General features: G+C 60.8%; 21 protein-coding genes. 13 read left to right on the plus strand and 8 right to left on the minus strand.

Going from position 1 to position 24,012, the window contains the following annotated elements; genetic code table 11:
• Window positions 1-5: 5 nt before the first annotated feature.
• Window positions 6-755, minus strand: coding sequence for a molybdate ABC transporter substrate-binding protein (gene modA, locus BM346_RS12060; protein WP_092012735.1), 750 nt, complete (start codon window positions 753-755; stop codon window positions 6-8).
• 178 nt (window positions 756-933) lie between these two features.
• On the opposite strand from modA, the gene napE reads away from it, so the two are divergent.
• From napE to BM346_RS12090, 6 genes are read left to right on the plus strand one after another with little or no spacing between them, the layout of a single operon-like run.
• Complete coding sequence (gene napE, locus BM346_RS12065) at window positions 934-1,119, plus strand: periplasmic nitrate reductase, NapE protein (RefSeq protein ID WP_092012738.1); 186 nt, start codon at window positions 934-936, stop codon at window positions 1,117-1,119.
• Between the two features lie 9 nt (window positions 1,120-1,128).
• A complete protein-coding gene (napF, locus tag BM346_RS12070; RefSeq protein WP_092012741.1) occupies window positions 1,129-1,632 on the plus strand; it encodes a ferredoxin-type protein NapF in 504 nt (167 codons plus the stop codon).
• On the plus strand, window positions 1,625-1,933 hold the full coding sequence (locus tag BM346_RS12075; protein WP_092012744.1) for a chaperone NapD: 309 nt from the start codon (window positions 1,625-1,627) through the stop codon (window positions 1,931-1,933). The genes napF and BM346_RS12075 overlap by 8 nt, the downstream gene beginning before the upstream one ends.
• A 55-nt stretch (window positions 1,934-1,988) precedes the next feature.
• Complete coding sequence (gene napA / locus BM346_RS12080; RefSeq protein ID WP_092012747.1) at window positions 1,989-4,496, plus strand: nitrate reductase catalytic subunit NapA; 2,508 nt, start codon at window positions 1,989-1,991, stop codon at window positions 4,494-4,496.
• Window positions 4,497-4,508: 12 nt separating this feature from the next.
• Entirely contained in the window at window positions 4,509-5,006 is a 498-nt protein-coding gene (locus BM346_RS12085; protein WP_092012750.1) for a nitrate reductase cytochrome c-type subunit, read from the plus strand.
• A complete protein-coding gene (locus BM346_RS12090; protein ID WP_092012753.1) occupies window positions 5,003-5,593 on the plus strand; it encodes a NapC/NirT family cytochrome c in 591 nt (196 codons plus the stop codon). Before BM346_RS12085 ends, BM346_RS12090 begins: the two co-directional genes overlap by 4 nt.
• A 20-nt stretch (window positions 5,594-5,613) precedes the next feature.
• Here BM346_RS12090 and BM346_RS12095 read toward each other — a convergent pair whose 3' ends face one another.
• Window positions 5,614-6,183 (minus strand): DUF1415 domain-containing protein, encoded by a 570-nt coding sequence (locus tag BM346_RS12095; protein ID WP_092013684.1) that lies wholly within the window; start codon window positions 6,181-6,183, stop codon window positions 5,614-5,616.
• Window positions 6,184-6,361: 178 nt separating this feature from the next.
• Here BM346_RS12095 and BM346_RS12100 point away from each other — a divergent pair, with 178 nt between their 5' ends.
• The 3 genes from BM346_RS12100 to BM346_RS12110 all read left to right on the plus strand — a co-directional run bounded on the left by BM346_RS12100 (window position 6,362) and on the right by BM346_RS12110 (window position 11,989).
• Window positions 6,362-7,933, plus strand: a complete 1,572-nt coding sequence (locus BM346_RS12100; RefSeq protein WP_092012756.1) for a methyl-accepting chemotaxis protein — start codon at window positions 6,362-6,364, stop codon at window positions 7,931-7,933.
• A 232-nt stretch (window positions 7,934-8,165) separates the two neighbouring features.
• Window positions 8,166-9,539, plus strand: coding sequence for a sodium-dependent transporter (locus BM346_RS12105; RefSeq protein ID WP_092012759.1), 1,374 nt, complete (start codon window positions 8,166-8,168; stop codon window positions 9,537-9,539).
• A gap of 206 nt (window positions 9,540-9,745) precedes the next feature.
• Window positions 9,746-11,989, plus strand: a complete 2,244-nt coding sequence (locus BM346_RS12110) for an EAL domain-containing protein (protein WP_092012762.1) — start codon at window positions 9,746-9,748, stop codon at window positions 11,987-11,989.
• On the opposite strand, the gene BM346_RS12115 is transcribed toward BM346_RS12110, so the two are convergent.
• The 5 genes from BM346_RS12115 to BM346_RS12135 form a co-directional block, all read right to left on the minus strand.
• Complete coding sequence (locus BM346_RS12115) at window positions 11,979-13,835, minus strand: methyl-accepting chemotaxis protein (protein ID WP_092012765.1); 1,857 nt, start codon at window positions 13,833-13,835, stop codon at window positions 11,979-11,981. The genes BM346_RS12110 and BM346_RS12115 overlap by 11 nt on opposite strands.
• 257 nt (window positions 13,836-14,092) lie before the next feature.
• Window positions 14,093-15,403 (minus strand): TRAP transporter large permease, encoded by a 1,311-nt coding sequence (locus tag BM346_RS12120; protein ID WP_092012768.1) that lies wholly within the window; start codon window positions 15,401-15,403, stop codon window positions 14,093-14,095.
• Entirely contained in the window at window positions 15,400-15,960 is a 561-nt protein-coding gene (locus BM346_RS12125; RefSeq protein ID WP_092012770.1) for a TRAP transporter small permease subunit, read from the minus strand. Before BM346_RS12125 ends, BM346_RS12120 begins: the two co-directional genes overlap by 4 nt.
• 82 nt (window positions 15,961-16,042) lie before the next feature.
• The gene (dctP, locus tag BM346_RS12130) at window positions 16,043-17,083 is read right to left on the minus strand and encodes a TRAP transporter substrate-binding protein DctP (RefSeq protein ID WP_092012773.1); all 1,041 of its coding nucleotides are present in this window, start codon (window positions 17,081-17,083) and stop codon (window positions 16,043-16,045) included.
• A 216-nt stretch (window positions 17,084-17,299) separates the two neighbouring features.
• On the minus strand, window positions 17,300-18,751 hold the full coding sequence (locus BM346_RS12135) for an amidase (RefSeq protein ID WP_092012776.1): 1,452 nt from the start codon (window positions 18,749-18,751) through the stop codon (window positions 17,300-17,302).
• 110 nt (window positions 18,752-18,861) lie between these two features.
• Between BM346_RS12135 and BM346_RS12140 the strand changes: the two genes are divergently transcribed.
• Window positions 18,862-19,602: an enoyl-CoA hydratase-related protein gene (locus BM346_RS12140; protein WP_092012779.1), complete on the plus strand. Its 741-nt coding sequence runs from the start codon at window positions 18,862-18,864 to the stop codon at window positions 19,600-19,602.
• Window positions 19,603-19,706: 104 nt separating this feature from the next.
• Here the strand turns inward: BM346_RS12140 and BM346_RS12145 are convergent, their stop codons facing one another.
• Window positions 19,707-21,308, minus strand: coding sequence for a class I adenylate-forming enzyme family protein (locus tag BM346_RS12145; protein WP_092012782.1), 1,602 nt, complete (start codon window positions 21,306-21,308; stop codon window positions 19,707-19,709).
• Window positions 21,309-21,524: 216 nt separating this feature from the next.
• Here BM346_RS12145 and BM346_RS12150 point away from each other — a divergent pair, with 216 nt between their 5' ends.
• From BM346_RS12150 to BM346_RS12160, 3 genes are read left to right on the plus strand one after another with little or no spacing between them, the layout of a single operon-like run.
• A complete protein-coding gene (locus BM346_RS12150; RefSeq protein ID WP_092012786.1) occupies window positions 21,525-22,313 on the plus strand; it encodes an SDR family NAD(P)-dependent oxidoreductase in 789 nt (262 codons plus the stop codon).
• Window positions 22,313-22,759, plus strand: a complete 447-nt coding sequence (locus BM346_RS12155; RefSeq protein WP_092012789.1) for a PaaI family thioesterase — start codon at window positions 22,313-22,315, stop codon at window positions 22,757-22,759. Before BM346_RS12150 ends, BM346_RS12155 begins: the two co-directional genes overlap by 1 nt.
• A gap of 38 nt (window positions 22,760-22,797) precedes the next feature.
• Window positions 22,798-24,012, plus strand: coding sequence for an acyl-CoA dehydrogenase family protein (locus BM346_RS12160; RefSeq protein WP_092012792.1), 1,215 nt, complete (start codon window positions 22,798-22,800; stop codon window positions 24,010-24,012).

Consider the following 24,012-nt stretch of genomic DNA (forward strand, 5'->3'; position numbering starts at 1 on the left):
GGACCTCAGTCTGTTGTGGGGGCCTGAAAACCGTACTGCTGGAGAATGTCCTGCGCCGTAATGGTCTGCAGGAAGTTGGAAAAATTCCGCGCATCCGGATTGTCGGCTCCCTGGCGGGTGATAACCATGGCCATGGCAAGCGGCGAATGCAGGTCCTCATTGATCAGGGCGAAGGATCGCCCGGCAAGCTCCGGGGAATGGGTAAGCGACCAGGCGATGAGGCCGGCATCCGCGGCGCCGGAAGCCACCATGGCCGCTGCCTGGCCGACATTTTCGCCATAGACCAGTTTCGGTTTGACTGCCTGCCAGAGACCGGCGCTCCCCAGGACTTCCAGGGCAGCCTGGCCGTAGGGAGCGTGCCGGGGCTGGGCAATGGCGATGCGGCGGATATCCTGATCCAGCAGGCCGGCGAGTTCCGGATTGGTGCGGTCCGGCTCCCGATACCAGAGAACCAGCCTGCCCCTGGCATAAATGGCCGGCTCCGAGGCGGCGGCACCCAGGGCCACGAGCCGCTCCGGATAGGCGGTATCGGCCGACAGGAACACATCGTAGGGCGCGCCATTGGTGATCTGTGCCGTCAGCTTGCCGGATGAGCCGAAAATGACGCGGATTCCGGTATCCGGATGTTGCTCCAGGAACGCCTCTTCAAGATCGCCCATCGCCTGCCGGAGACTGGACGCGGCGGCGATGGTGAGGGCGTGGACCGACGTGCTGAACAAAAGCATCAGCAGGCTGAACACCAGGGCAATACGCATGGGGGACCGGTTCTCCGCAATTTTCCAAAGACTACCCTATCTGCCCGGACGTTCAAACAGCAGGTGTCCGGTGGCTGGCAGGCCCCCGGCGACAACTGGCCAGTTTTTGATACATATCACTTGCGAGATCCCATGCTTAAACTAGGGTTATTACGAATATTCCCGAATTAGGTGGCTTATGGAGCAGGCTCACAACACCGAGAATGACGGCGGCAACGACAAGCGCAAGCGCGACGAGCGGCGCTTGTTCCTGTTTCTGGTGATCTTTCTCTTTCCGATACTGGCGGTCGCTGTCGTTGGTGGTTATGGCTTTATCGTCTGGATGTCGCAGTTGATCCTGGGCCCCCCCGGGCCGCCGGCCTGAGGAGTCGCCATGACGGTTTCCCGATCCCGGCGTACCCTGTTTCTTGGCGGACGGAGTGCCGTTGCAAGCGAGCGACGTCCGCCATGGACCAGTGACAGCTTCACCGACCTGTGCAGCCGTTGCGGGGATTGCATCCGGGCCTGCCCGGAGCAGGTGTTGGCACCCGGAGACGGTGGCTTCCCCCAGGTGGTGTTCCGGGGCGAGGGCTGCACCTTTTGTGGTGAGTGTGCCGGGGCCTGCCCCGAGCCGGTGTTTGACCTGGCCCGGGAAGCTTTCCACTGGAAAGCCACAGTGGGCAACACCTGCCTGGCCCTGAACGGCATTCATTGCCAGAGTTGTCAGGATGCCTGCGAGCCACGGGCCATCCGTTTCCGCCCCCGGCTCGGCAAGCCCCCGGAGCCCGACATCTCGGAAGATACCTGTACCGGCTGCTTTGCCTGCGCGGCCGTGTGCCCCCAGGACGCGATCTCTCTGAACACTCCCTCTGAAACCAGGGAAACGAGCCATGCCTGACATCACCGACTCTCCTGAAGTGCATATCGCCAGCTTTATCGTTCATTTTCACAACGCCCAGCGGGATTCCCTGGAGCGGTTTCTGAAGGCGGAAGCCGATCTGGAGGTCCAGCCATCGGATCCGCCCGGCGATGGCAGGCTGGTCGTCGTCTGTGAAGGGCCACACCAGGGACACATCCTGGATCGGATGGACGCCATCGAGCAGGTACCGGGTGTGCTGGGCTGCTCACTGGTCTACCACGAGGTCATGAGCGCCCGGGAAGCGGAGCAGGAGCTGATCAGCGAAGTGATCAGCGGCTGAAAGACGTGAACCTTGCCCCGCCGAGGGCAACCAGTATAAGAACAGGGATACGATCATGAAACTGACCCGTCGAGAATTCGCCAAGGCGAATGCCGTGGTGGCGGCTTCTGCTGCCGCCGGACTGTCCGTGCCCGCTGCTGCCAGCAATCTGGTGACCAACCGGGAGCTGACGGAGCTGCAATGGAGCAAGGCGCCGTGCCGCTTCTGTGGAACCGGCTGCTCCGTCATGGTGGCCACCAAGGAAGGCCGGATCGTTGCCACCCACGGGGATACCCGGTCCGAGGTGAACCGCGGCCTCAACTGTGTGAAAGGCTACTTCCTCTCCAAGATCCTCTATGGTCATGACAGGCTCACCAGGCCGCTGCTGCGCAAGCGTAATGGCGAATACCACAAGGAGGGTGAGTTTGAGGAAGTGGACTGGGATGAGGCCCTGGACATCATGGCGGAGAAATTCACCTCTGCGATCCAGGAATATGGTCCCGAGAGTGTGGGAATGTTCGGCTCTGGGCAGTGGACCATCTGGGAGGGGTACGCCGGCCTCAAGCTGTTCAAGGGCGGTTTCCGCAGCAACAATATCGACCCCAATGCCCGCCACTGCATGGCCTCGGCTGTGGGGGGCTTCATGCGGACCTTCGGTGCCGATGAACCCATGGGAGTCTACGACGACATTGAGAGTGCCGATGCCTTCGTGCTCTGGGGCTCCAACATGGCGGAAATGCATCCGATTCTCTGGACCCGGGTCACCGACCGCCGCCTGTCCAATCCCGACACCACCGAAGTGGCGGTGCTTTCCACTTTCAAGCATCGCTGCTTCGATCTGGCAGACCACTCCCTGATCATGCACCCCCACGCGGATATCGCGATCCTCAACTTCATCGCCAATTACATCATCCAGAACGATGCGGTAAACCAGGACTTTGTCGGCAGGCACACCAATTTTGTTCGTGGTGTCGCCGATATCGGCTATGGCCTGCGGCCGGAAGATCCCAGGGAGCAGGCGGCAGCCAATGCCGACAACCCCAATGACTGGGGCCCCATGAGCTTCGAGGAGTTCGCCGATTTCGTCAAACCCTTCACCGCCGAGCTGGCGTCCGAGGTGTCCGGTGTGCCGGTGGACCGGCTCAATACCCTCGCGGAAATCTACGCCAATCCTGACAAGCGGGTGATGACGTTCTGGACCATGGGCGTCAACCAGCACACCCGGGGCGTATGGGTAAACAACCTGATCTACAATCTGCACCTGCTCACCGGCAAGATCTCCAGGCCGGGCAACAGCCCCTTCTCCCTGACCGGTCAGCCATCGGCCTGTGGTACCGCCCGGGAAGTGGGCACCTTCGCCCACCGCCTGCCGGCGGACATGGTGGTCACCAATCCGGAGCACCGTGCCAAGGCGGAAAAGATCTGGAAACTGCCGGATGGGACCATTCCGGCAAAACCCGGTTACCACGCGGTCCTGCAGAGCCGGATGCTCAAGGACAGCAAGTTGCGGGTGTACTGGACCCAGGTCACCAACAACATCCAGGCCGGTCCCAATACAATGCAGGAAACCCTGCCGGGCTGGCGCAATCCGGACACTTTCGTGATCGTCTCGGATATCTATCCCACGGTATCGGCCCAGGCCGCGGACCTGATCCTGCCTGCAGCCGGCTGGGTGGAGAAGGAGGGCGCCTATGGCAACGCCGAGCGGCGCACCCAGTTCTGGCACCAGCTGGTGTCGCCGCCCGGGGAAGCCCGCTCCGACCTCTGGCAGACCATTGAGCTGTCCCGTCGCATCAGGGTGGCGGATGTGTGGCCCGAGGAGCAACTCGCCAAGGCGCCGGAGTTCCGTAACAAGACCCTTTACGACATCCTGTTCCGCAATGGCCAGGTGGACCGCTACCCCCTAAACGACGTGGACAGAAATTACCTGAACGAGGAATCCGAGCATTTCGGTTTCTACATTCACAAGGGGCTCTTTGAGGAATACGCCAGGTTCGGTGCCGGCAAGGGCAAGGACCTGGCGGATTTCGAGACCTATCACCAGACCCGGGGCCTGCGCTGGCCCGTGGTGGACGGCGAGGAAACCCTCTGGCGCTACCGCGAGGGCTCTGACCCCTACGTGGAGGAGGGCGCGGGCTTCCAGTTCTACGGTACGCCGGACAACCGGGCCCGCATCTTCGCTGTTCCGGACGAGCCCCCGGCGGAATCCCCGGACGAGGAATATCCGTTCTGGCTGTCCACCGGCCGGGTGCTGGAGCACTGGCACACCGGCTCCATGACACGACGGGTCGGCGAGCTTCACAAGGCGGTTCCCCATGCACTTCTTTATATGAACAGCGAGGACGTCCAGGAGAGGGGCTGGCGCCGTGGCAGCGAAGTGCGGGTGATCAGCCGCCGTGGAGAGACGCGCCTGAGGGTGGAAACCCGTGGCCGCGTCAGCGTGCCGCGAGGCCTGGTCTACGTGCCTTTCTTCGATGCCGGACGGCTGATCAACAAGGTGACGCTGGATGCGACGGACCCCATCTCCAAGCAAACCGATTTCAAGAAGTGCGCCGTTCGTCTGGAACTGGTCAGTCTGGCCTGAGGAGGAGCCCTGATGAAAACCGTTATCCTGCGTGTTACCGCTGCTCTGGCCATCACCGGCCTGCTGTGCCTTTCCGCGATCTCCTCTGCCCAGGACCAGCGGCTCTCGCCTCCCGCACCGGACGGGTTGCGCATGGGCGGAACCCTCGCTGAAACCATGCCGGCGCCTCCCATTGCCGGTGATCCCCGCACGGTGGAGCGGGAGGTGCGCAACTACCCCGAGCAGCCGCCGGTGATCCCCCATGTGATTCGCGACTACCAGGTGGACCGTCGCTTCAACCGCTGCCTCGACTGCCACAGTCGCGAAGACGCGGTGGAGGCCGGCGCGCCCATGGTCAGCATCACTCACTTCATGGACCGGGAGGGCCAGGTCCGGGCGGCGGTTACCCCCCGTCGCTACTTCTGCACCCAGTGCCATGTGCCCCAGACCGATGCAAAGCCGCTGGTGGAATCGGACTTCTGGCCGGCGGAGAAGGTGATCCGTGAGGCCATCAGGGGGGATAAGCAATGAAGCGATGGCTCAGGCGTTACTGGGACCTGTTGCGCAAACCCAGTGTCCATTACAGCCTGGGGTTTCTTACCCTGGGCGGCTTTATTGCCGGTATTATCTTCTGGGGTGGGTTCAACACCGCCATGGAAGCCACCAATACCGAGGCTTTCTGCACCAGTTGCCATGAAATGTATGCCAATCCCTATCAGGAACTCCAGGGCACCATCCACTGGAGCAACCGCTCGGGGGTAAGGGCCACCTGTTCCGACTGCCATGTGCCCCATGAGTGGACCCACAAGATCGCCCGTAAGATGGAAGCATCGAAGGAAGTCTGGGGCTGGATTTTCGGCACCATCGATACCGAGGAAAAATACGAGGAAAAGCGTCTGGAACTGGCCCAGCGGGAATGGCACCGGCTGAAGGCCAACGACTCACTGGAGTGCCGCAACTGCCATGAGTTCGAGTCCATGGACTTCACCCTGCAGGAGGAGCGCGCAGCGCAGGCTCACTCCACGGCCCTGGCCGGAGGGGACAAGACCTGCATCGACTGTCACAAGGGCATCGCCCACGAGTTGCCAGACATGGCCGGGGCCACCCTGGTCCAGTAAACACGGCCTCGCGGGGCTGGTCAGGACTCGCCGGGGTCTGACGTGGCCCTGGCCAGGCAGGCCGCCAGCATGGACTGCATGGCGGCAAGCCCCAGGTTTTCCACCCGCTCGATATTGCGCTCGGGAATGGCAGCGGTATCGGGATAGCGCGCAATGGCCTCTTCCAGGCTGTCCTCCCGTAGCAGATGGAGCATCGGGTAGGGGGAGCGGTTGGTGTAGTTTTCCACGTCCTCCGCTTCCGTGCCGGCAAAGCGGTAATCGGGATGGAAGCTGGCGATCTGCACGACACCCTCCAGCTCCATGGCCTCCAGAAGCCCGTCGGTCAGGGCCAGGAAATCGTTGTAGTCGTGGAAGGCCCGCAGTGCTAGCGGGTGGACGAGCAGAGTGGTCTCAATCGAGTCGTCCCGGACCAACCGCTCCAGCTCCTCCACCAGAGCCTCCAGCAAGGCTTCCTCGGTCTCCGCTCCGGTCACCGCAAAGCGGACGGTTTCGTTGACCAGCTCGCGGCGGGCAAAGGGGCACAGGTTTAGGCCGACGACCACATCCTCAACCCACTGCCGGGTGGCCTTTATGGCCATCTGGTGATTCATGGACTCTCCCGCCATCTGATTACAATTCCTTACTCTGGATGAGGTTTTCCGCTGATATTATTCGGCCCGATTGACTAAAGTCATGACGATTCCGGCCGTTACCGGACATGGATCCCGTCGGCCCATGGCCTCTTCGATATACCCCCGTAAAACCGCCCAGCAAGGATATTCCGCCATTATGCGCAATAACGGCCCTGTTACCCAACGCGAAGTCACCATGAAGCCGGGGAGCCGGCTGATTACCATCACCAACCTCAAGGGGGTGATCACCTATTGCAACGATGACTTCGTGGAGATCAGCGGCTTCAGCCGGGAGGAGTTGCTGGGTCAGGCCCACAACATTATCCGTCACCCTGACATGCCCCAGGCCGTGTTCAAGCTGATGTGGGACCTGCTCAAAGAGGGCAAGCCCTTCATGGGTGTGGTCAAGAACCGCAGCAAGAATGGCGATCATTACTGGGTCAGTGCTTACGTTACGCCAATTCTGGAGGGTGGCAAAATCACCGGTTATGAGTCGGTGCGCGTTGCGCCTACCCGGGCGCAGGTGGCCCGCGCCGAGCGGCTGTATCGGCGCCTCTCCCAGGGCAGGCCGGCAATCAGTGTCACCGACAGGCTGGCGGCGGTCTCCCGCCTGTGCTGGCCCATGGTTGCGCCCCTGGCCGCGGGCCTGGCTGCCCTTGCATGGGGTGAGTTCTGGCCGGGCGTTGTGCTGATGGTGCTTGGCGCGGGGCTGGGGTGTGCGCTGTACGGCATGTCAATCAACAGTCGGCTGTCCCGACTCCTCGAACTGCGCCCGGAAGCTTTCCGGGACCCCCTGGTCGCCCGCACCTATACCGATGACAGCGGCCGCTTCGCCGAGCTGGGCATGGTGCTGATGAGTGAAAAAGCCAGAATCCGGACGGCCCTGACCCGAATCGAGGACCGCGCGGAAGATTTGCTGCGCACGGCGCGTGAAGGCTACGAGTTGATTGCGGAAAGTGCCGGCGCCATTGAGCGGCAGCGTCAGGAAACCGATCAGACCGCGTCCGCCATGAACGAAATGACTGCCTCCATCCAGGATGTGACGGGCACCGTCAACCGGAACGCCGCTGACGCCGAGCAGGCCAGTGGACTTGCCCGGAATGGCGGTCGCCTGAGTGGCGAGGCGTTACAGGCCATCGAGCAGTTGGTGAGCCAGGGTACCACCATCGGCGAGAGCATCAGTCGCCTGGGCGAGTCCACGAACCGGATCGGGGAGGCCGCGCAACTGATTTCCGACATCGCTGATCAGACCAACCTGCTGGCGCTCAATGCCGCCATCGAGGCGGCCCGTGCCGGCGAACAGGGCCGCGGCTTCGCGGTGGTGGCCGACGAAGTCCGTTCCCTGGCCCAGCGCACACGCCAGTCCACGGTGTCCATCCACGAGGTGATCGAGCGTTTCCAGGGCCAGGTGGAGGAAGTCATGGCCGCGACCCGACGGGGCGAGGAAATCGGCAACCTGGGCCTGGGAAGGGTTCGTGAGACGGAGGCTGCCCTTCAGGAAATCATGCATACCGTCGAAGGTATTTCCGACAGTTTCATGAGTATGTCGGCCACTTTCGAGGAACAGACCCAGGTGTCCGACGAAATCAATCAGCAGGTGGTCAGCATCGCCAGCCTGGCGGATACCAGCACGGAAAAAGCGGGCGGCGCCCGTGCCGCCAGCGATACCATCAGCCAGCACTCGCATAGTCTGAACGACCTGGTGGCACGCTTCGTTACTCAGGAGTAACCGGCTCTGCGCCCCTGATGCCCGCGCCGGACAACCTCCGGCGCGTTTTCGAACTGGCCACCTGTTTGCGTTGTTTTACAGATCAGCCGGGACCGGCGGTGGTATTAGCGGCCCCGGACTGGCAGAATCCGCCCCCAATCGCCGGTATCACGCAGGGAACCCCCTGACCGGCTACGCTCATTCAAGCATTGCTGATGCTTTCAAACCGCATACGTATACAGGATTGAAACCCATGTCTGATTCTAGTCCGGCCAGTCGCGGCAACTGGTCATCCCGCATGGCCTTTATTCTGGCCGCAGCGGGCTCCGCTGTTGGCCTTGGCAATATCTGGAAGTTCCCCTACATCACCGGTGAAAATGGTGGTGGTGCGTTTGTTCTGGTGTACCTTGCCTGTATTGCCGTGCTCGGCATACCCATCATGATGGCCGAGGTGTTCATTGGCCGTAATGGTGCCCGCAATCCCATTGCCAGCATGCGCCTTGTGGCTGAGCGCAACCTCGCCAATCCGGCCTGGCGGGTATCCGCCATCGTGGGTGTGCTGGCTGCGTTCGTTATCCTCTCCTTCTACTCCGTGATCGGTGGCTGGTCCGCTTCCTACGTGGTGCATTCTGCCATGGGGGATTTCGCCGGGCAGGATGCGGATGCGGTGGGCACGCTGTTTGGCAACCTGCTGGCAAGTCCGGGTATCCTGCTGTTCTGGCACACTGTGTTCATGGCGCTGGTGATTTTCGTGGTGTCGCGGGGCCTGAAGTCGGGCCTTGAGCGGGCGGCCAAGATCCTGATGCCAGCCCTGTTCCTGCTGCTGCTGCTGGTCGTGGCCTATGCCACCACCACGGGGCACTTCGGCCAGGCGGTCAGCTTCCTGTTCACGCCGGACTTCAGCAAGCTTACCTGGGAAGCTGCACTGGTTGCCCTGGGCCAGGCCTTCTTTACCATGAGCCTGGGCATGGCCATCATGATGGCCTACGGCTCCTACCTGGGTAAGGACGTGTCCATTGGCCGGGCGGCCGTGGGGGTCGGTATCACCGACACCCTGGTGGCGTTGCTGGCCGGTCTGGCCATCTTCCCCTTCGTGTTCGCCAACGGCCTCGAGGCCGGCCAGGGCCCCGGGCTGATCTTTGTCACACTGCCGCTGGCATTCGGCCAGATGCCCCTGGGGGTGGTGTTCGCCACGATCTTCTTTGTGCTGCTGCTGTTCGCAGCCTGGACATCCGGCATTTCGCTGCTGGAGCCGGTGACCGAGTGGGTGGAGGAAAAAATGGCCATCACCCGCACCAGTGCCGCGATTCTTTCCGGTCTTGCCTGCTGGGCTCTTGGCTTCGCCTCCATCCTGTCCCTCAATGTCTGGTCTGATGTCTACCCGCTCGGTATGTTCGACCGTTTCGCCGAGACCGGCATCCTGGACCTGCTCGACTTCTTTACCGCCAATATCATGCTGCCCCTTTCCGGTCTGCTGACCGCGCTGTTTGTGGGCTGGTGTGTTGCCAAAGAGTCACTGAAGGCGGATATGGCCATGTCCCAGGGCATGTTCACCCTCTGGCTGACCCTGCTCCGTTACGTGACCCCGCTGGCGGTGCTGGCGGTGTTTGTCTACAACCTGATGTAACCCCAAGAAGATGATTGGGACATCCCCGGTATTTCCGGGGGTGCTCCTCATTCATGCATGTCATCTGTTCTCCTCCAGTCGGCGTAATCAGATCACACTCCTGAGAATCACTCGCTTACCCCACGTCAGGTAATCATTGTGTCTTCGCGGGTGGTGACGTGCAGGTACCCCGACCAGGTACCTGCGGCAGAACTGGAGTAACTGTGATGATGTCGGTAACTCAGCCGCTGGCTGGTACCAGATCGATCCTGGCCCCTGGGCTGATACTGGCCCTGACCCTCATTGCCAGTGCGGAGCTCTCCCGAACCCTGACCGTTCCCGGCGAGGCCATATCAGCCATCTGGCCGCCCTCCGGTATCATGCTGGGTGCGTGTCTTGCCCTGGGCTCGCGCTTTCTACTACTGTTGGTGCCTGCCCTGTGGTTGTGGATGGTGGGCTTCCAGGATTATGCCCCGGGCACCGGTATGCTGGTGGCGCTGGGTCAGGGCTCCGGTACCCTGGCGGGGTGCTGGCTGATCCGGCGATTCTGGAAGGACAATCGTCACGTCCGGCCTGTGGTCTCGCAACTGATGCTCTATATCCGCGGGGCGGTCATTGGTGGGGGCCTGTCCTCACTGGTTGGCGCGCTCGTGCTGTTCCGGCTCGAGAGTCCGCCGGTCATGTTTCATGATCTCTGGCTGGTCTACTGGCTGTTTGATGGACTGGGCATCATTCTGTTCGCACCGGCCACCTTCCTGATCCTGGTGAATGAACAGCGTTTCCTGTCGGATCTCCGCTGTGAGCTCAGGCGGCCCGCCATCCGATGGTGGCTGGCTCTGGCCGGCACGTTGTCCATCCTGGCACTGGGTTTTTCCAGGCTGACGAATGAGGCCTATGCGCCCGCCATCGGGTTCGCGTATTTTCCGCTGCTGTGCTGGGCAGTGCTTCAGACCCGTGCCTCCCTGACCGCTCTGGTCATTCCCCTGTTCGCCCTGCTTTACGTGGCGTTTTCCCTCCACGGCCTGGCGGGCTTTCCGGACGTCCGAACCATTACCGATCTGGTGGGGATCCTGCTCGTATTGATGGGGCTGGTGATCTTTGCCCAGATGATCGCCGCCACTTCCCTGGAGCGGACCCGGCTGCTGCAAAGTTTTCGGCAGCAGGCAAACACGGATTTCCTGACCGGGCTGGGGAATGACCGTGCCCTGTCGCAGATGCTTGAAGCCCGTTTCACTCGCCAGGGGCAATGGCGGGCGTCTCCGGACTGGCTGGTGTACCTGCAGGTACTGGATTTCGACCAGCTGGGGGACCTGCTGGGCTACCGTTCCACACGAAAACTCGAAACCCTTCTGGCGGAATGCCTGAAGGAAGCGGTCGGTCCGGACGCGATGCCATCCCGGATCGGTGATGGCGTGTATGCGTTCGTGCTCCACAGCGTGGACATGGAATCCATCCGGCGCCAGGTAGAAAGCGTGTACCAGAAGTTCAACGATCAGATGTTCGCCGCCGGAGACCATGATACCCGCATACGGGTCGCCGCGGGCGTCATTCCCCTGGACCAGCACGCCCGCGACCATAACCAGCAACTCAGTGCGGTGATTCAGGCCGCCCAGCTCGCCCGACATGACCTGCACCGGGTAATGATCATTGAAGATGTCGCCGGCTTCATGGCCCGCCGCGGTGAGCTGACCCAGCGAATGGAGGTGCTGAAACGGGCGCTGTCAGAGGAGCGGCTGGAGCTGTTCGCCCAGCCCATACGTCCCCTGGGCCCGGAGCCGGAACTGCTCAGCTATGAAATATTGTTGAGACTGCGTACCGAGAGCGGCGAACTGCTGGGGCCGGGGCAGTTCCTGCCAGCGGCGGAAGCCTTCGGGTTCATGATGGAAATCGACCAGTGGGTCATCAGCCGGACCCTGAGAATGCTGGCGGACAATCCGGAATGGCTGGCCATGACTCGCAAATGCTCGATCAATATCGCCGGCACTACCCTGTCTTCAGGGGATATTGCGGGTTTTGTGGCGGCACAGCTTGAGGCAACCGGCGTGCCTGCCGGATGCCTCAGTTTCGAGATTACCGAGACCGAGCAGATACGCCGGCTGGATGTTGCACGCACCGTGGTCTCGGAGTTTCGGCGTCAGGGTTGCAGTGTGTCCCTGGACGATTTTGGTACGGGACTCGCAACCTTTGACTATCTTAAGAGTTTTGAGCTGGACTACGTAAAGATCGATGGGGCTTTCATCCGGGAACTTGAGACGGACCCCTATGACCGCAGCATCGTCAGGTCCATCTGTGAGGTGGCCGGGGAAATGGGTCTGCAGACTATTGCCGAATTCGTGGAAGGTGAGAACGTGGTGGCCATGCTGAGGGAGCTGGGTGTGGACTACGGCCAGGGGTTTGGCCTGGGTCGCCCGGAACCGCTGGCAGCCATCTTTGCCGTCGGTTCCGGGAATACCCGAACGATTACAGCCTGAAGCGCGCAATCCGACCGCTGAGATCCTCTCCCAGCCTGGCCAGCTCATTGCTGGAGCTGGAAACCTGCGAGGCCGCCGTGGCGGACTGATCGCTGACATCCCGGATATGGGTGATGTTCTGATTGATGTCCTCTGCGACCGAAGTCTGCTGCTCGGCGGCGGTGGCAATCTGGCTGTTGAACTGACTGATATTGCCAACCGCCTCCGCGATTTCGCGGATGGTGTCACCGGTGGTGCGGGCACTGTCCAGGGTCTGACTGGCGAGCGTTGTGCCCCTCTCCATGGTGGCCACGGAGTCTTCGGTGCTGTTAACGAGAGTGGAGATCAGGGTTTCAATCTCCGAGGCGGAACTCTGGGTGCGCTGAGCCAGGGAGCGGACCTCGTCCGCCACGACCGCGAAGCCGCGGCCCTGCTCGCCGGCGCGGGCGGCCTCGATGGCCGCGTTCAGGGCCAGCAGGTTGGTCTGCTCCGCCACTGATTTGATCACGTCCAGAACCGTGCCGATGTTCTGGGTGTCCGCCTGCAGCCCCCGCAGCCGCTCCATCACGGTTTCCACCTGGGTATTGAGCTCGGCAACATAGGACAGGGTTTCGCCAACGGCGGCTTCTCCGGCCGAGGCCTTGGCATTGGCGGTGTTGGCGGCGTTGAAGGCTTCCTCGGCGCTCTTGGCCACATCATTGACCGTGGCCACCATCTCATTCATGGCGGTTGCCACCTGGTCGGTCTGATCCCGCTGTTCCGCCACGCCCTTGCTGGTCTCTTGGGTGACAGTGGAGAGTTCCTCGGCGGAGGAGGCAATGTTGGTGGCGCCGGTGTTGATCTGCTGTACCAAATCCCGCAGGCTGGTCACCATGCTGCCCAGGGCTGTGAGCAGCTGCCCGAACTCATCGCGCCGGTTGCTGGAGACCGTGTTGCGAAGGTCCCCGTCCGCCACTTTGGTGGCCAGTTCCACAGCCTGGCGCACCGGACGGACGATGCTTGTGGTGAGCAGCCAGGCAGTCAGGGCGCCCAGAAGAACAATCACAGCCAGGACGACTCCAATAAGAATCATGGCTTGAGTCCGGTCTTCAAGCATCCTTTGTACCTGGGATTTCTGGAGGGTGTCAGCGATGCTGAGGATTTCCTCGGCGTTGGCCATCATCGCTTGCTGAAGATCCTGTGTCCGGTTTTCCGCGGCAACCACGGCATCGAAAGCTTTGCGGTAGCGAACAATCAGTCCCTTCAGGGCCTCTTTCACATTCTTGTCGAGAAAGGAAGATTCCAGAGTCTTTTCGGCGCGCTCACCGGCTCTTTGGAATCTCTCGACCGCTTCCTGGTCCCCCTCTACCAGGAAGTTACTCTCATACCGCCGCATCTGCTGGATGGCAGCATTAGTGCCGTACAGGCTGTCTTCGGCGGCAAAGCCCCCTGTCACTCCGCGCACGGTGATTTCGAGGGCGTTGAGTTTTTCGTCCCGCTCGGCCCGCACTTCCACGAGGGACAGGAGCTGCTGATCGTACTCGGCGATGCGGGTCTGAAGTCTTTCAATACGATCCCGATTGGTGGGATCGTTCAGGCGCGCACCCAGTTCGCCGGCACGCGCTGATGCCTGGTCAGTCAGCTCAACCGCTTTTTCCACATAGCTCTGATCCTGGCGAAGCAGGAAATTTTTCTCCGCCCGGCGGGCGTTGAGCAGCCTCACTTCAATCTCATAGGCGGTGCTGACATTCAGTGAGCGTTTACTGTAGTTGTCCAGGGCAAGAAACCCGCTTGCGCCAACAACAACGGCCAGGACGATCAGCAGGGCAAACCCCGCCGCCAGCTTCAGGCCAATGGAAAGATCGGTAAACAGGGATGCGAGCCGCATACATACTCCGGGGCTGTTTTTTCTTGGATATGACTGTCTGGTTCTGTAACAGGTATCGGCCAGACAGCTTATTTATTTAGGGGTTTCTGGCCAGGAGGACGTTTTGTCCGGGCTGGTCCGACAGGGTCGGGGCCGACGCCAGTAAAGCGTTGAAGGGTGGGAGAGACAAGAAACATTTGGTAACAGTGTGCTACCGGACATAAAAAAGCGCCGGGTCCCTGGGGGGAGCCGGCGCTTTTGGGCTGGTCAGCCGTTTATCAGAACAGCAGATCCGGCAGGTAGGTGACGATTTCGGGGAAGATCATCAGAATTGCGAGCCCGATGATTTCCACGATCACGAAGGGAATCACCGACTTGTAGATGTCCTTCATGGTGATGCCGGGTGGCACGATTCCCTTGAGATAGAACAGGTTGAAGCCGAATGGCGGCGTCATGTACCCGATTTCCATGTTGATCACGAAGAGAATGCCGAACCAGATCGGATCGAAACCCAGGGACTCCACGATGGGCAGGAACACCGGCAGGGTGATCAGCATGATACCCACTGGATCCAGCACCATCCCGAGGATGAAGGTGATCAGCATCATGGCGATGATGATGCCCCAGGGCCCGCCGGGGATATGGGTCATGAAGCCCTCGATCAGAGCCTGGGCACCCATGCTCTGGTAGGCCGCGCTGAAGGCGTGGGCCGCGAACAGGATCCACATGATCATGCCGGTGAGTTTGAAGGTGCGCACGGAAGCTTCCTTCAAGAGCGGCAAGTCCAGCTTGCGGTAGACCGCGGCGGCAATCAGTGAACCCAGAACGCCCATGGCGGCGGCCTCGGTGGGCGTGGTGATGCCGCCCATGATAGAGCCAAGCACCATGAACACGATCAGTACCGGAAGGGCTATCGACCTCAGGGCTACGAGCTTCTCCCGCATGGTGCCCCTTTCTTCGGGTGGCAGGGCCGGCGCCAGATGAGGCTGGAGGTTGCTGCGGATAAGGATGTAGATCGCTGTGAGAACCATCAGCAGGATGCCCGGCAGGACGCCGGCGGCGAACATCTTGCCCACGGAAACGCCACTGATCAGGGCATACAGGATCATCATGATGCTGGGCGGAATCAGGATGCCCCAGCCGCCACCGGTATTAATGACACCAAGACACATGCTGCGGTCATAGCCCCGGGCCAGCATGGCTGGCAGGGCAATGGTGCCCATGGCGACGACGGCGGCGCCACTGATGCCTACCATGGCGGCAAAGATGGCGCAGATGACCAGCGTACCAATGGCCAGGCCGCCGCGAACACCACCGAACCACAGGTGCATGGTGCGGTACAGGTCCTTGGCGACGCCGGTGCGCTCCAGGATCATGGCCATGAACACGAACAGGGGAATGGCCACCAGCGTAAAGCTTCCCATGGTGCTCCAGATCTGGGATGCCACCATGTAGAAGGAGTCGAATCCCCAGGTGAAATACAGGAATACGACGGACACGCCGCCAAGAACGAATGCCAGGGGCAGGCCCAGGAATACGAAAAACAGCAGTGAACCAAAGAACAGCAGAGTCAGGGCTTCGATACTCACAGTTGCTCTCCCTTGGGATCTTCTTCTACAACCTTGTCTTTTTCCGGGTCGTAGTAGCTGAGGTTGCAGGCGATGGCGATGTCTTCAAGCAGCTTGACGATGCCCTGGAGCACCAACAGCGCCGTGGCGATGGGAATACAGGCCTTCACCGGCCAGATGGGCGGGTTCCAGGCGGAATAGGAGGTTTCCCAGTTGCCGATGGACTCCTGGGCCATGTCGTAGCCGAACCAGAGCAGGGCCAGGGTGAAGATGAAGAAAAGGATGGACGTGAAAATATCAATGACGGCCCGTACCCGGGTACCGAACATTGAGTAGATCAGGTCAACATTCACATGACCCCTGTGGGCCATAAGGTAACCACCGGAGAGCACGGCGTAGGCGCCAAACAGCAGCTGGGTGAGCTCGTTGGTCCAGACCGTCGGGGAATTGAAGGCATACCGCAGGAAGACTTCCAGCAGTATGAAGATGAACATGCCAAACACCAGGTATGAGACCCATTGCCCGATGGCATTATTGAGCCTGGTGACGCCGTTCATGAACGCGGTGATCGCACGCATGGCATCCTCCGGGAGGAAAGTTGATGACCTGCAATAAAAAACCGGGAATCCCTGGCAGGATCCCCGGTTCGCTTACCCCGGCTTACAGGTAGCCGAGTTTGCCCAGGTAGTCCTTGAGCATCTGGAGGGCTTCAGCGGCGTTGTCGCTGCGCTTGCCTTCCTCGTCCCACATTTCCTGGGCGACCTGTACCAGACGGTCCTGAACATCGTCCGGCAGGGTGTTGATCTTGACACCCTCTTCCTCAATGGCCTTGGCCAGGGTTACACGCTCCTTGTACTGGTACTCATTGGTGCGGTACCAGAACTGCTCCTGGAGCACGTCCTTCACCAGCTTCTGCAGGTCCGCCGGCAGCTTGTCGAGGGCCTTCTGGCTGACGATGATGGCGTCTGTGCCCGCGATGTTCAGAGCCGGCTGGACATGGTACTTGGCGATTTCATACAGGGCCATGGAGTACGCGCCCTGCGCGGCACCCCAGTGAGCGCCGTCAACGATGCCGGAATCCAGAGCGGTGTACAGTTCGCCGCCCGGAATGTAGGAGGCGGCGGCGCCGGCTTCGGTCAGGAACTTCTGCAGCGCGCCGGAAGACCGGATCTTCAGGCTGGTGAAGTCTTCCCAGCTCTCGATGGGCTCCTTGACCACCATCTCGGTGGGGTACACCTTGTCGGTGGAATAGTAGACGCCGTGCTGGGCGGCTTCTTCACGCAGCATCTCCTCGAATCCGAGGACCTGGTGGAAGTAGGCTGCTTCCCAGACGTTACGGAACGCGAAGGGCAGACCGGAGGCGATACCCGCCAGGCTCATCTTGTCGGACGCGTAGGAGGGGGAGATGGTGCCCATTTCCAGGATGCCACGGCTGACCGCGTTGAAGGTTTCCTGGGCCTTGAACAGGGAGCCGGCTTCAAACAGCTGGAGCTTCAGGCGACCATCGGAACGCTCTTCGATCTGGTCTTTGAGACGACCCAGGCTGTCCTTGTAGGAGCTGGAGGCGCCCGGCCAGTGGGACTGCACTTTCCAGGTGATGGTTTCCTGAGCGGCGGCGGGGGTAACCGTCAGAGCGGCGGTCACGCCCAGGGTGAGTGCGGAGGCAAACACCGTGAGTTTTCTGCGCATGTTGTTAAGCATTACTTAACCTCTTTGTTGTTTTCCAGGTTGATGACATCCTGTCTCAATTTCGTCAGGCGGAATTCGTGACTGCAGAACGAATCCGAGTTTCCCAAATTTATCACATGAGAGTGGGTTTGCAACACCGCCTTGTCATTCCTTTACACAAGGCACTCCGCCCGAGTGTTATAAAAGATAGCTTATGCAAGAGTTCCTGTCTGTTGCTGTAATGAATCCTTATGAAACCGGCGGCCACGGCAGACCGTTCGGGAACAGCTCTTTCTGTGCCAGTCGTGCCACCTGGATAAGGGTTTTCTCGCTCCAGGCGGGCCCGATAATCTGCACCGCCCGTGGCAGGCCGTCGGCTCCGAAGCCCACCGGAAAGCTGATCGCCGGCAGGCCAACCACACCCGCAACCCCCGCCCAAACCGTAATGTCCATGTAAGGTTCCGCCCTGCCATTGATGGTGAGAGTGCGATCTATGGCGGACACGTCCTGGCTGTGGGCGAATGGCAGGGTGTTGGTGACCGGACAGATCAGAAGGTCATACTTCCGGAACAGCTCGGCCCAGGTTCGCTGGAGCCTGGCCCGTTCCTCATCCCTGTCGAGCCACTCGGCGTGGCTTTGCAGGGCGCCCCGTGCGAAACGACTGCGATAGTCGTCGCCCTGGCCTTCCGCCAGTTCCCTGAGTTTCTCCCGCATCCGTGGCGGCAGGCCCTGCCCCATCACGCCTCCCAGCAGATGGTAATAGAGCCGGTGGCTGTTCTCCAGGTCGAGCCCTTCGGGCTGGGCATCCTCCACGGTTGCACCCAGGGACCTGAGGGTGTCGCAGAATCCTGCCAGGCCATTGAGAACCTCCCCGTCCACCGGCGCGAAGTCGTCGTTGAGCCAGGAGGCAAAGCGATACTCGGCCAGGTTCCGGCTGTCAGGGTCTGGCAGGGTCACGGTCCAGGCGGCAGACATGTCGTCGTCCGGCCCGGAGAGCAGGTCGAGCTCCGCTTCCAGGTCGTCCAGGTGGCGGGCCAGAGGGCCGCTCACTCCCATGTCCCGTTTGCCAACGCTGCCCGGTGCTCCCGGGACGTGGCCCCGCATGGGAATCAGGCCCGGGGTGGTCTTGAGACCAAAGATGCCGCAAAACGCGGCAGGGGTGCGGATAGACCCACCAATATCGCTGCCCAGCTCAAGGGGCGTGAGCCCTGCTGCCAGAGCGGCCGCCGCTCCACCAGATGAGCCTCCAGGGGTCAGGTCGGTGTTCCACGGATTATTGGTTGTGCCGTAGATATCATTGTAGCTTTGCAGGTCGCCGGCGAACTCAGGCACGTTGGTCTTGCCGAAAATGATGGCGCCGGCATCGATCAGCCTCTGGACCGCCACGGCGGTACGGGGCGAGACATGGTCCTGGTAGCCCTTGTGGCCTGCCGTCGTGGGCCAGCCCTCGATCTCGAAAGTCTCCTTGATGGTCATGGGTACGCCGTGGAGGGGGCCGAGGTCTTTCCCTTCAGACGCTGCCCTGTCTGCCTCCCGGGCCTGCCGTCTGGCCTGCTCTTCCTTCAGGACAACGATGGCATTGAGCTCCGGGTTGTACTTGCGGGTCCGCTCAAGGAAGTGCTCGAGTACCTCTTCGCTGCTGTATTCTCCGGCCTTGATACCGCGGGCGAGTTCGAATGCGCCCAGCTTGTGGAAATCCATAGAGGCTCCGTTCTGGTTGTTGTTGGGGGTTCGGGAGTTCCAGCAACATAGAATATCCGGCGGTTTTGTGGAACAGTATTCCGAAAATTAGTTCACCATCGGGAGTTTTCATGATCAAGACAGAACAGAAGAACGGCTACGTTCACCTGCTGATATCACGGCCGGAGAAGAAAAACGCCCTGACAAGGGACATGTACCAGGATCTGGCGGATGGGGTGGAGAAAGCGGCCGCCGACGAGTCGGTCAACGCCATTGTGATCAGCGGTGATGGCGGCGTTTTCACAGCCGGCAATGACCTGGACGACTTCCGGGCAAGAGCCACCGATACCAATCCCAGGCCTTCCGCGGGTCTCGCCTTTATAGAGACACTGATGAATTGCGACACCCCGGTGATTATCGCGGCGGAGGGCCTGGCCATCGGCATCGGTACCACCATGCTGCTGCACGTGGACACGGTCTACGCAGGGCAATCGACCCGATTCAAGACCGCCTTCGTCGACCTGGGGCTGGTGCCGGAAGCCGCTTCCACAGTAACCATGCCCCTGCATCTGGGCTCGCGCAAGGCGGCGGATCTGCTGCTGATGGGGGACGTGCTGACGGCGGTCGAGGCAGCGGATATCGGTCTGATCACCCGCTCGGTCGAAGATGGAGAAGCCCTGAATCAGGCCTTCGAAGCCGCTGAAAAACTGGCCACCAAGCCCCGTGGCGCCCTGAGGGCCAGCAAGCGACTGATGAAAGCCCCGTGGCAGGCCATGGTCAAGGAAGCCCTTGAGCGTGAGCGGGACGTGTTCGGCGAGCGCCTTCGCTCCGACGATTGCCATGCCGCCCTGGCGCGTATGGGTAAAAAATAACGGAAAAAAGCTGTAGGAGCTGGCCTGCCAGCGAGGAGGGTACCTGAAAGCTCACGGGCCGGGTCTTCGCCAGCAGGCTGGCTCCTACAGAAGTTTTCGGGTGGTTACTTCTTGGGTTCGGCCCAGTAGGGCGCACGAAGCTCCCGCTTGAGGACCTTGCCGATGGTTGACCGGGGCAGTTCGTCCCGGAATTCCACGCCCGAGAGCCGCTGGGTCTTGCCCAGTTTTCCGTTGGCGAAGGCCAGGATCTCTTCCTCGGTGTCGCTGGCGCCGGCCTTGCGAACCACCAGGCCAAGCGGCGTCTCGCCCCAGTGCTCGCTGGGGATGCCGATGACGGCTACATCCGCCACGGCGGGGTGCTCCAGCAGTACCTTTTCCAGATCCACAGCATAGATATTGAAGCCACCGGAAATGATCATGTCCTTGCGGCGGTCGAGTATATAAAGGAAGCCGTCTTCGTCCAGGCGGCCCATGTCGCCGCTGCGGTAGAAGGTCAGGCCCTCCGGGCTGGTCCAGAGCATTTCCCGGGTCTGCTCTTCCCGGTGGTAGTAGCCGCGCATCATGGAGATGGCCCGGCCTACGATCTCGCCGATCTCGCCCCGGGGCACCTCGTTGCCTTCGTCATCAATGATCCGCACCTCGGCGCCCTCGGTGGGAACGCCCACGGAATCCCATTTGCTGGGGTTGGCTGCACAGTCCAGGGTAGTGGAGATGCCGCCTTCGGTCAGGCCGTATACCTCGCGGATATTGCCCGGCCAGCGTTTCATGGCCTCGTCGATCACGTCGGCGCGCAAGGGGGCGCTGGTGCACAGTTTCAGCTTGAAGGAGGACAGGTCAAACCGGTCGAAGTCCGGCTCGGCCATGATGCGGGTGTACTGCACCGGTACCAGCATGGCGTGGGTTACCCGGTGTTCCTCCGCCAGTTCCAGGAAGCGGTGGGCGTTGAACTTGCCCATCAGGATCAGGGTGCCGCCGTTGTAGAGGGTGGGCAGGGCGGATACCAGGGTGGTGTTGGAATAAAGTGGCGTGGACACCAGGTTGATGGCGTCTCCGTCGAGGCCGAACCGGGCCAGGCGAACAAACTGACGCTGGCGGAACCGGTAATCGTGCAGTATACCTTTGGGGGTGCCGGTGGTGCCCGAGCTGTAGATGATGTTGAAGGGGTCATCCAGGGTGACTTCCGCCGGGTCGGCCTGGTCGGAGACGTCGCCCAGCCAGGCGTCGAGGTCCTGGCCGCTGTCTACGTCGCGGGTATCGATGCCGATCCGCTGCCCGGGCCTGACCCGCTCCAGCTGATCACGGATTTCCCGGAACAGTGACAGGTTCTTTTCGGACACAAACAGGAACCGGGAGTCGCAGTCGGCCACCATCAGTGCCAGGGCTTCGCCGCTCGCCATGCCGGACAGGGGGACCATGCAGCCACCGGCAATCAGGGTGCCCAGGTAGAGGCACATATAGTTGTTGCTGTTCTCCGCGAGGCCGGCAACGGTGTCACCGGTTTTCAGGCCGTCCTGCCTTAACCGGTTGGCAATGCGATTGGCGCGACTGATCATTTCCGACCACGTCAGTGTGCCGTATTCGTCAGTCAGGGCCGCTTTGTCAGCCTGGGTTCGGGCAAATGCCTGGATATGGTGGCCGATTGGGTCCATGGTTTCATGCTCGATCGCTGGCGCGTAATTCGGCATAGCCTCAACGGTTTCTCTCATAGGGGGCCTCTGAGTGGTTGTTGTGTTTTATCTAGTGAAATTTATTTTCGAATATATTGACTCAAAACTGGAAGCCGTGACAAATTAAACGCCCTATGGAGCTTCCTGACAAATGTCCGTCGCGCAATTTCAGGTGATTTATCAAGAGGTTTCTCGCGGATAATCAGTAAGCTATCAACAATCATAAAAGCCCAGGAAAGATAAAGGAGCATGTGTATGATGCGTTTCACTGAGCGGGTCGCCATCGTGACCGGCGCAGGCAGTGGTATTGGCCGCGCAACCGCCCTCAGGCTCGCTCGCGAAGGCGCCAGTGTCATCATGGCGGACTGGTCGGAAGAAGGTCTGCAGGAAACCGCCTCACACATGCCCGCCGATGCCACCCATATTGAGCGCAAGCTGGATGTCTCGGATGAAGACGGCGTGCGCACGCTGATTGCCGAGGTTATGGACCAGTTTGGCCAGATTGATGTGCTGGTCAACAATGCCGGCATCTCCGGCGGAAGCTATCCCCCCGTAACCGAGAACGAAAAAGGCGACTGGGAAAAGATCCTGGGCGTCAATCTGATCGGCGCCATGCTCATGATCAAGCATGTCGCTCCTCACATGCAGGCACGGCAGCAGGGCGCCATCGTCAATACCGCGTCCGTGGCTGGCATCCGCTCCGGAGCCGGCGGAAACCCCTACAGCGCCTCCAAGGCGGGTGTCATCAACCTCACCCAGACCGCGGCCTGTGACCTGGGCGGCTTTAACGTACGCGTCAACGCAGTGTGTCCGGGCCTGGTGGAAACCGGTATGACCAAGGCAGTCTTCGACTACGCCCGCTCCAATGACAAGGAGCACAAGCTCGGCGGACGCTGCGAACTGCGCCGTTATGGCAAGCCGGAAGAGCTGGCAGCCGCCATCTGCTTCCTGGCGTCCGATGATGCCAGCTATATTACCGGTCAGGCACTTCCCGTCGACGGTGGTAACACCGCTTCCCTGAACCTTCCCGGAATGAAAGTGTAATGAGTGAAGCATCACAGAACCTCCACATCACCGGTGGCAAGGATCTGCCCGGCTTCCACAATCTGCTCGGTTACCGGCAGGTGTCCTGGGAAGAGGACAAGGCGGTTATCGCCCTGGACCTGAGACCGGAGCACCTGAATCTCGGCGGAGTCATCCACGGCGGCGTGCTCAGCTCGCTTTTGGACATTGTGCTCGCCGAAGCGGGTACTTACTGCCCCTATCCGGGCCGTATGCGCAAGGCCATTACGCTCACACTGACCACGACGTTTACCGGCCAGTGTTCCGGTGGCACCATTACCGTCACGGGCATCAAGCGCGCCGGCGGCACCCGAATATTCAACAGCACCGGCGAAGTCCGTGACGACAAGGGCAACCTGCTTGCCATTGCCGAAGGTACCTTCAGGATTCGATCCGGTAGCGAAAAACCCGAGGGCGTTCCCATCTGATCGCCCCCTCATCAGATCAATAAAAGAGAGGAATAACGATGTCCTACGAACCGTCTGACCGAGCCAAGAAACTGCAGAAAGAACTCATCGAGTTCATGGACGCCTATGTCTACCCCAACGAGCACAAGCATCACGAGCAGGTAGACAATGCCGAAAACCGCTGGGCGCCTACGCCCATCATGGAAGAGCTCAAGGCCAAGGCCAAGAGTGCCGGCCTGTGGAACCTGTTCCTGCCGGAGAGTGAGCGTGGCGCCGGCCTGACCAATCTCGAATACGCTTACCTGTGTGAAATAATGGGCCGCTCCCATATGGCGCCGGAAGTGTTCAACTGCTCCGCGCCGGACACCGGTAACATGGAAACCATCGAGCGTTACGGCAGCGAAGAGCACAAAGAGAAGTGGCTGAAGCCTCTGCTCGAGGGCGAGATTCGTTCCTGCTTTTCCATGACCGAGCCAAATGTGGCGTCTTCCGATGCCACCAATATCGGAACCGAGATTCGCCGCGAAGGCGACGAGTACGTGATCAACGGCAAGAAGTGGTGGTCCTCCGGTGCCATGACCACCACCACCAAGATCGCCATCGTGATGGGCAAGACCGATCCTACAGCCGAGAAGCACAAGCAGCAGTCCATGATCCTGGTGCCACTGGATGCACCGGGCGTTGAAATCGTTCGCGCCCTGCATGTCTTTGGCTACGATCACGCACCCCACGGTCACGCCGAAGTGCATTACAACAACGTCCGGGTACCGGCTTCCAATATCCTGCTGGGTGAGGGTCGCGGTTTCGAGATCGCCCAGGGCCGCCTCGGGCCGGGCCGTATCCATCACTGCATGCGCACCATCGGTGTTGCCGAGCGTGCCCTGGAAGCCATGTGTGAGCGTGCCAATGCCCGTGAGGCTTTCGGTCGTCCGCTGGTGGAGTTCGACTCCATCCGCAAGGATATCGCCCGTTCACGCCTGGAAATCGAGCAGGCCCGCCTGATGACCCTTAAGGCTGCCCACATGATGGATACCGTGGGTAACAAGGTTGCCCGCCAGGAAATCGCCATGATCAAGGTTATTGCGCCGAATATGGCCCTGAAGGTTCTCGACCGTGCCATTCAGGTTCACGGTGGTGCCGGCGTCAGCCAGGACACTTTCCTGGCCGCAGCCTGGGCAAGCGTGCGTACCCTGCGCCTGGCGGATGGTCCGGATGAAGTACACCTGGACTCCATCGCCAAGCTCGAGCTCAAGAACTACCCACGCACCCACTGA

Source organism: Marinobacter daqiaonensis, from assembly GCF_900115285.1.
Taxonomy (GTDB): domain Bacteria; phylum Pseudomonadota; class Gammaproteobacteria; order Pseudomonadales; family Oleiphilaceae; genus Marinobacter; species Marinobacter daqiaonensis.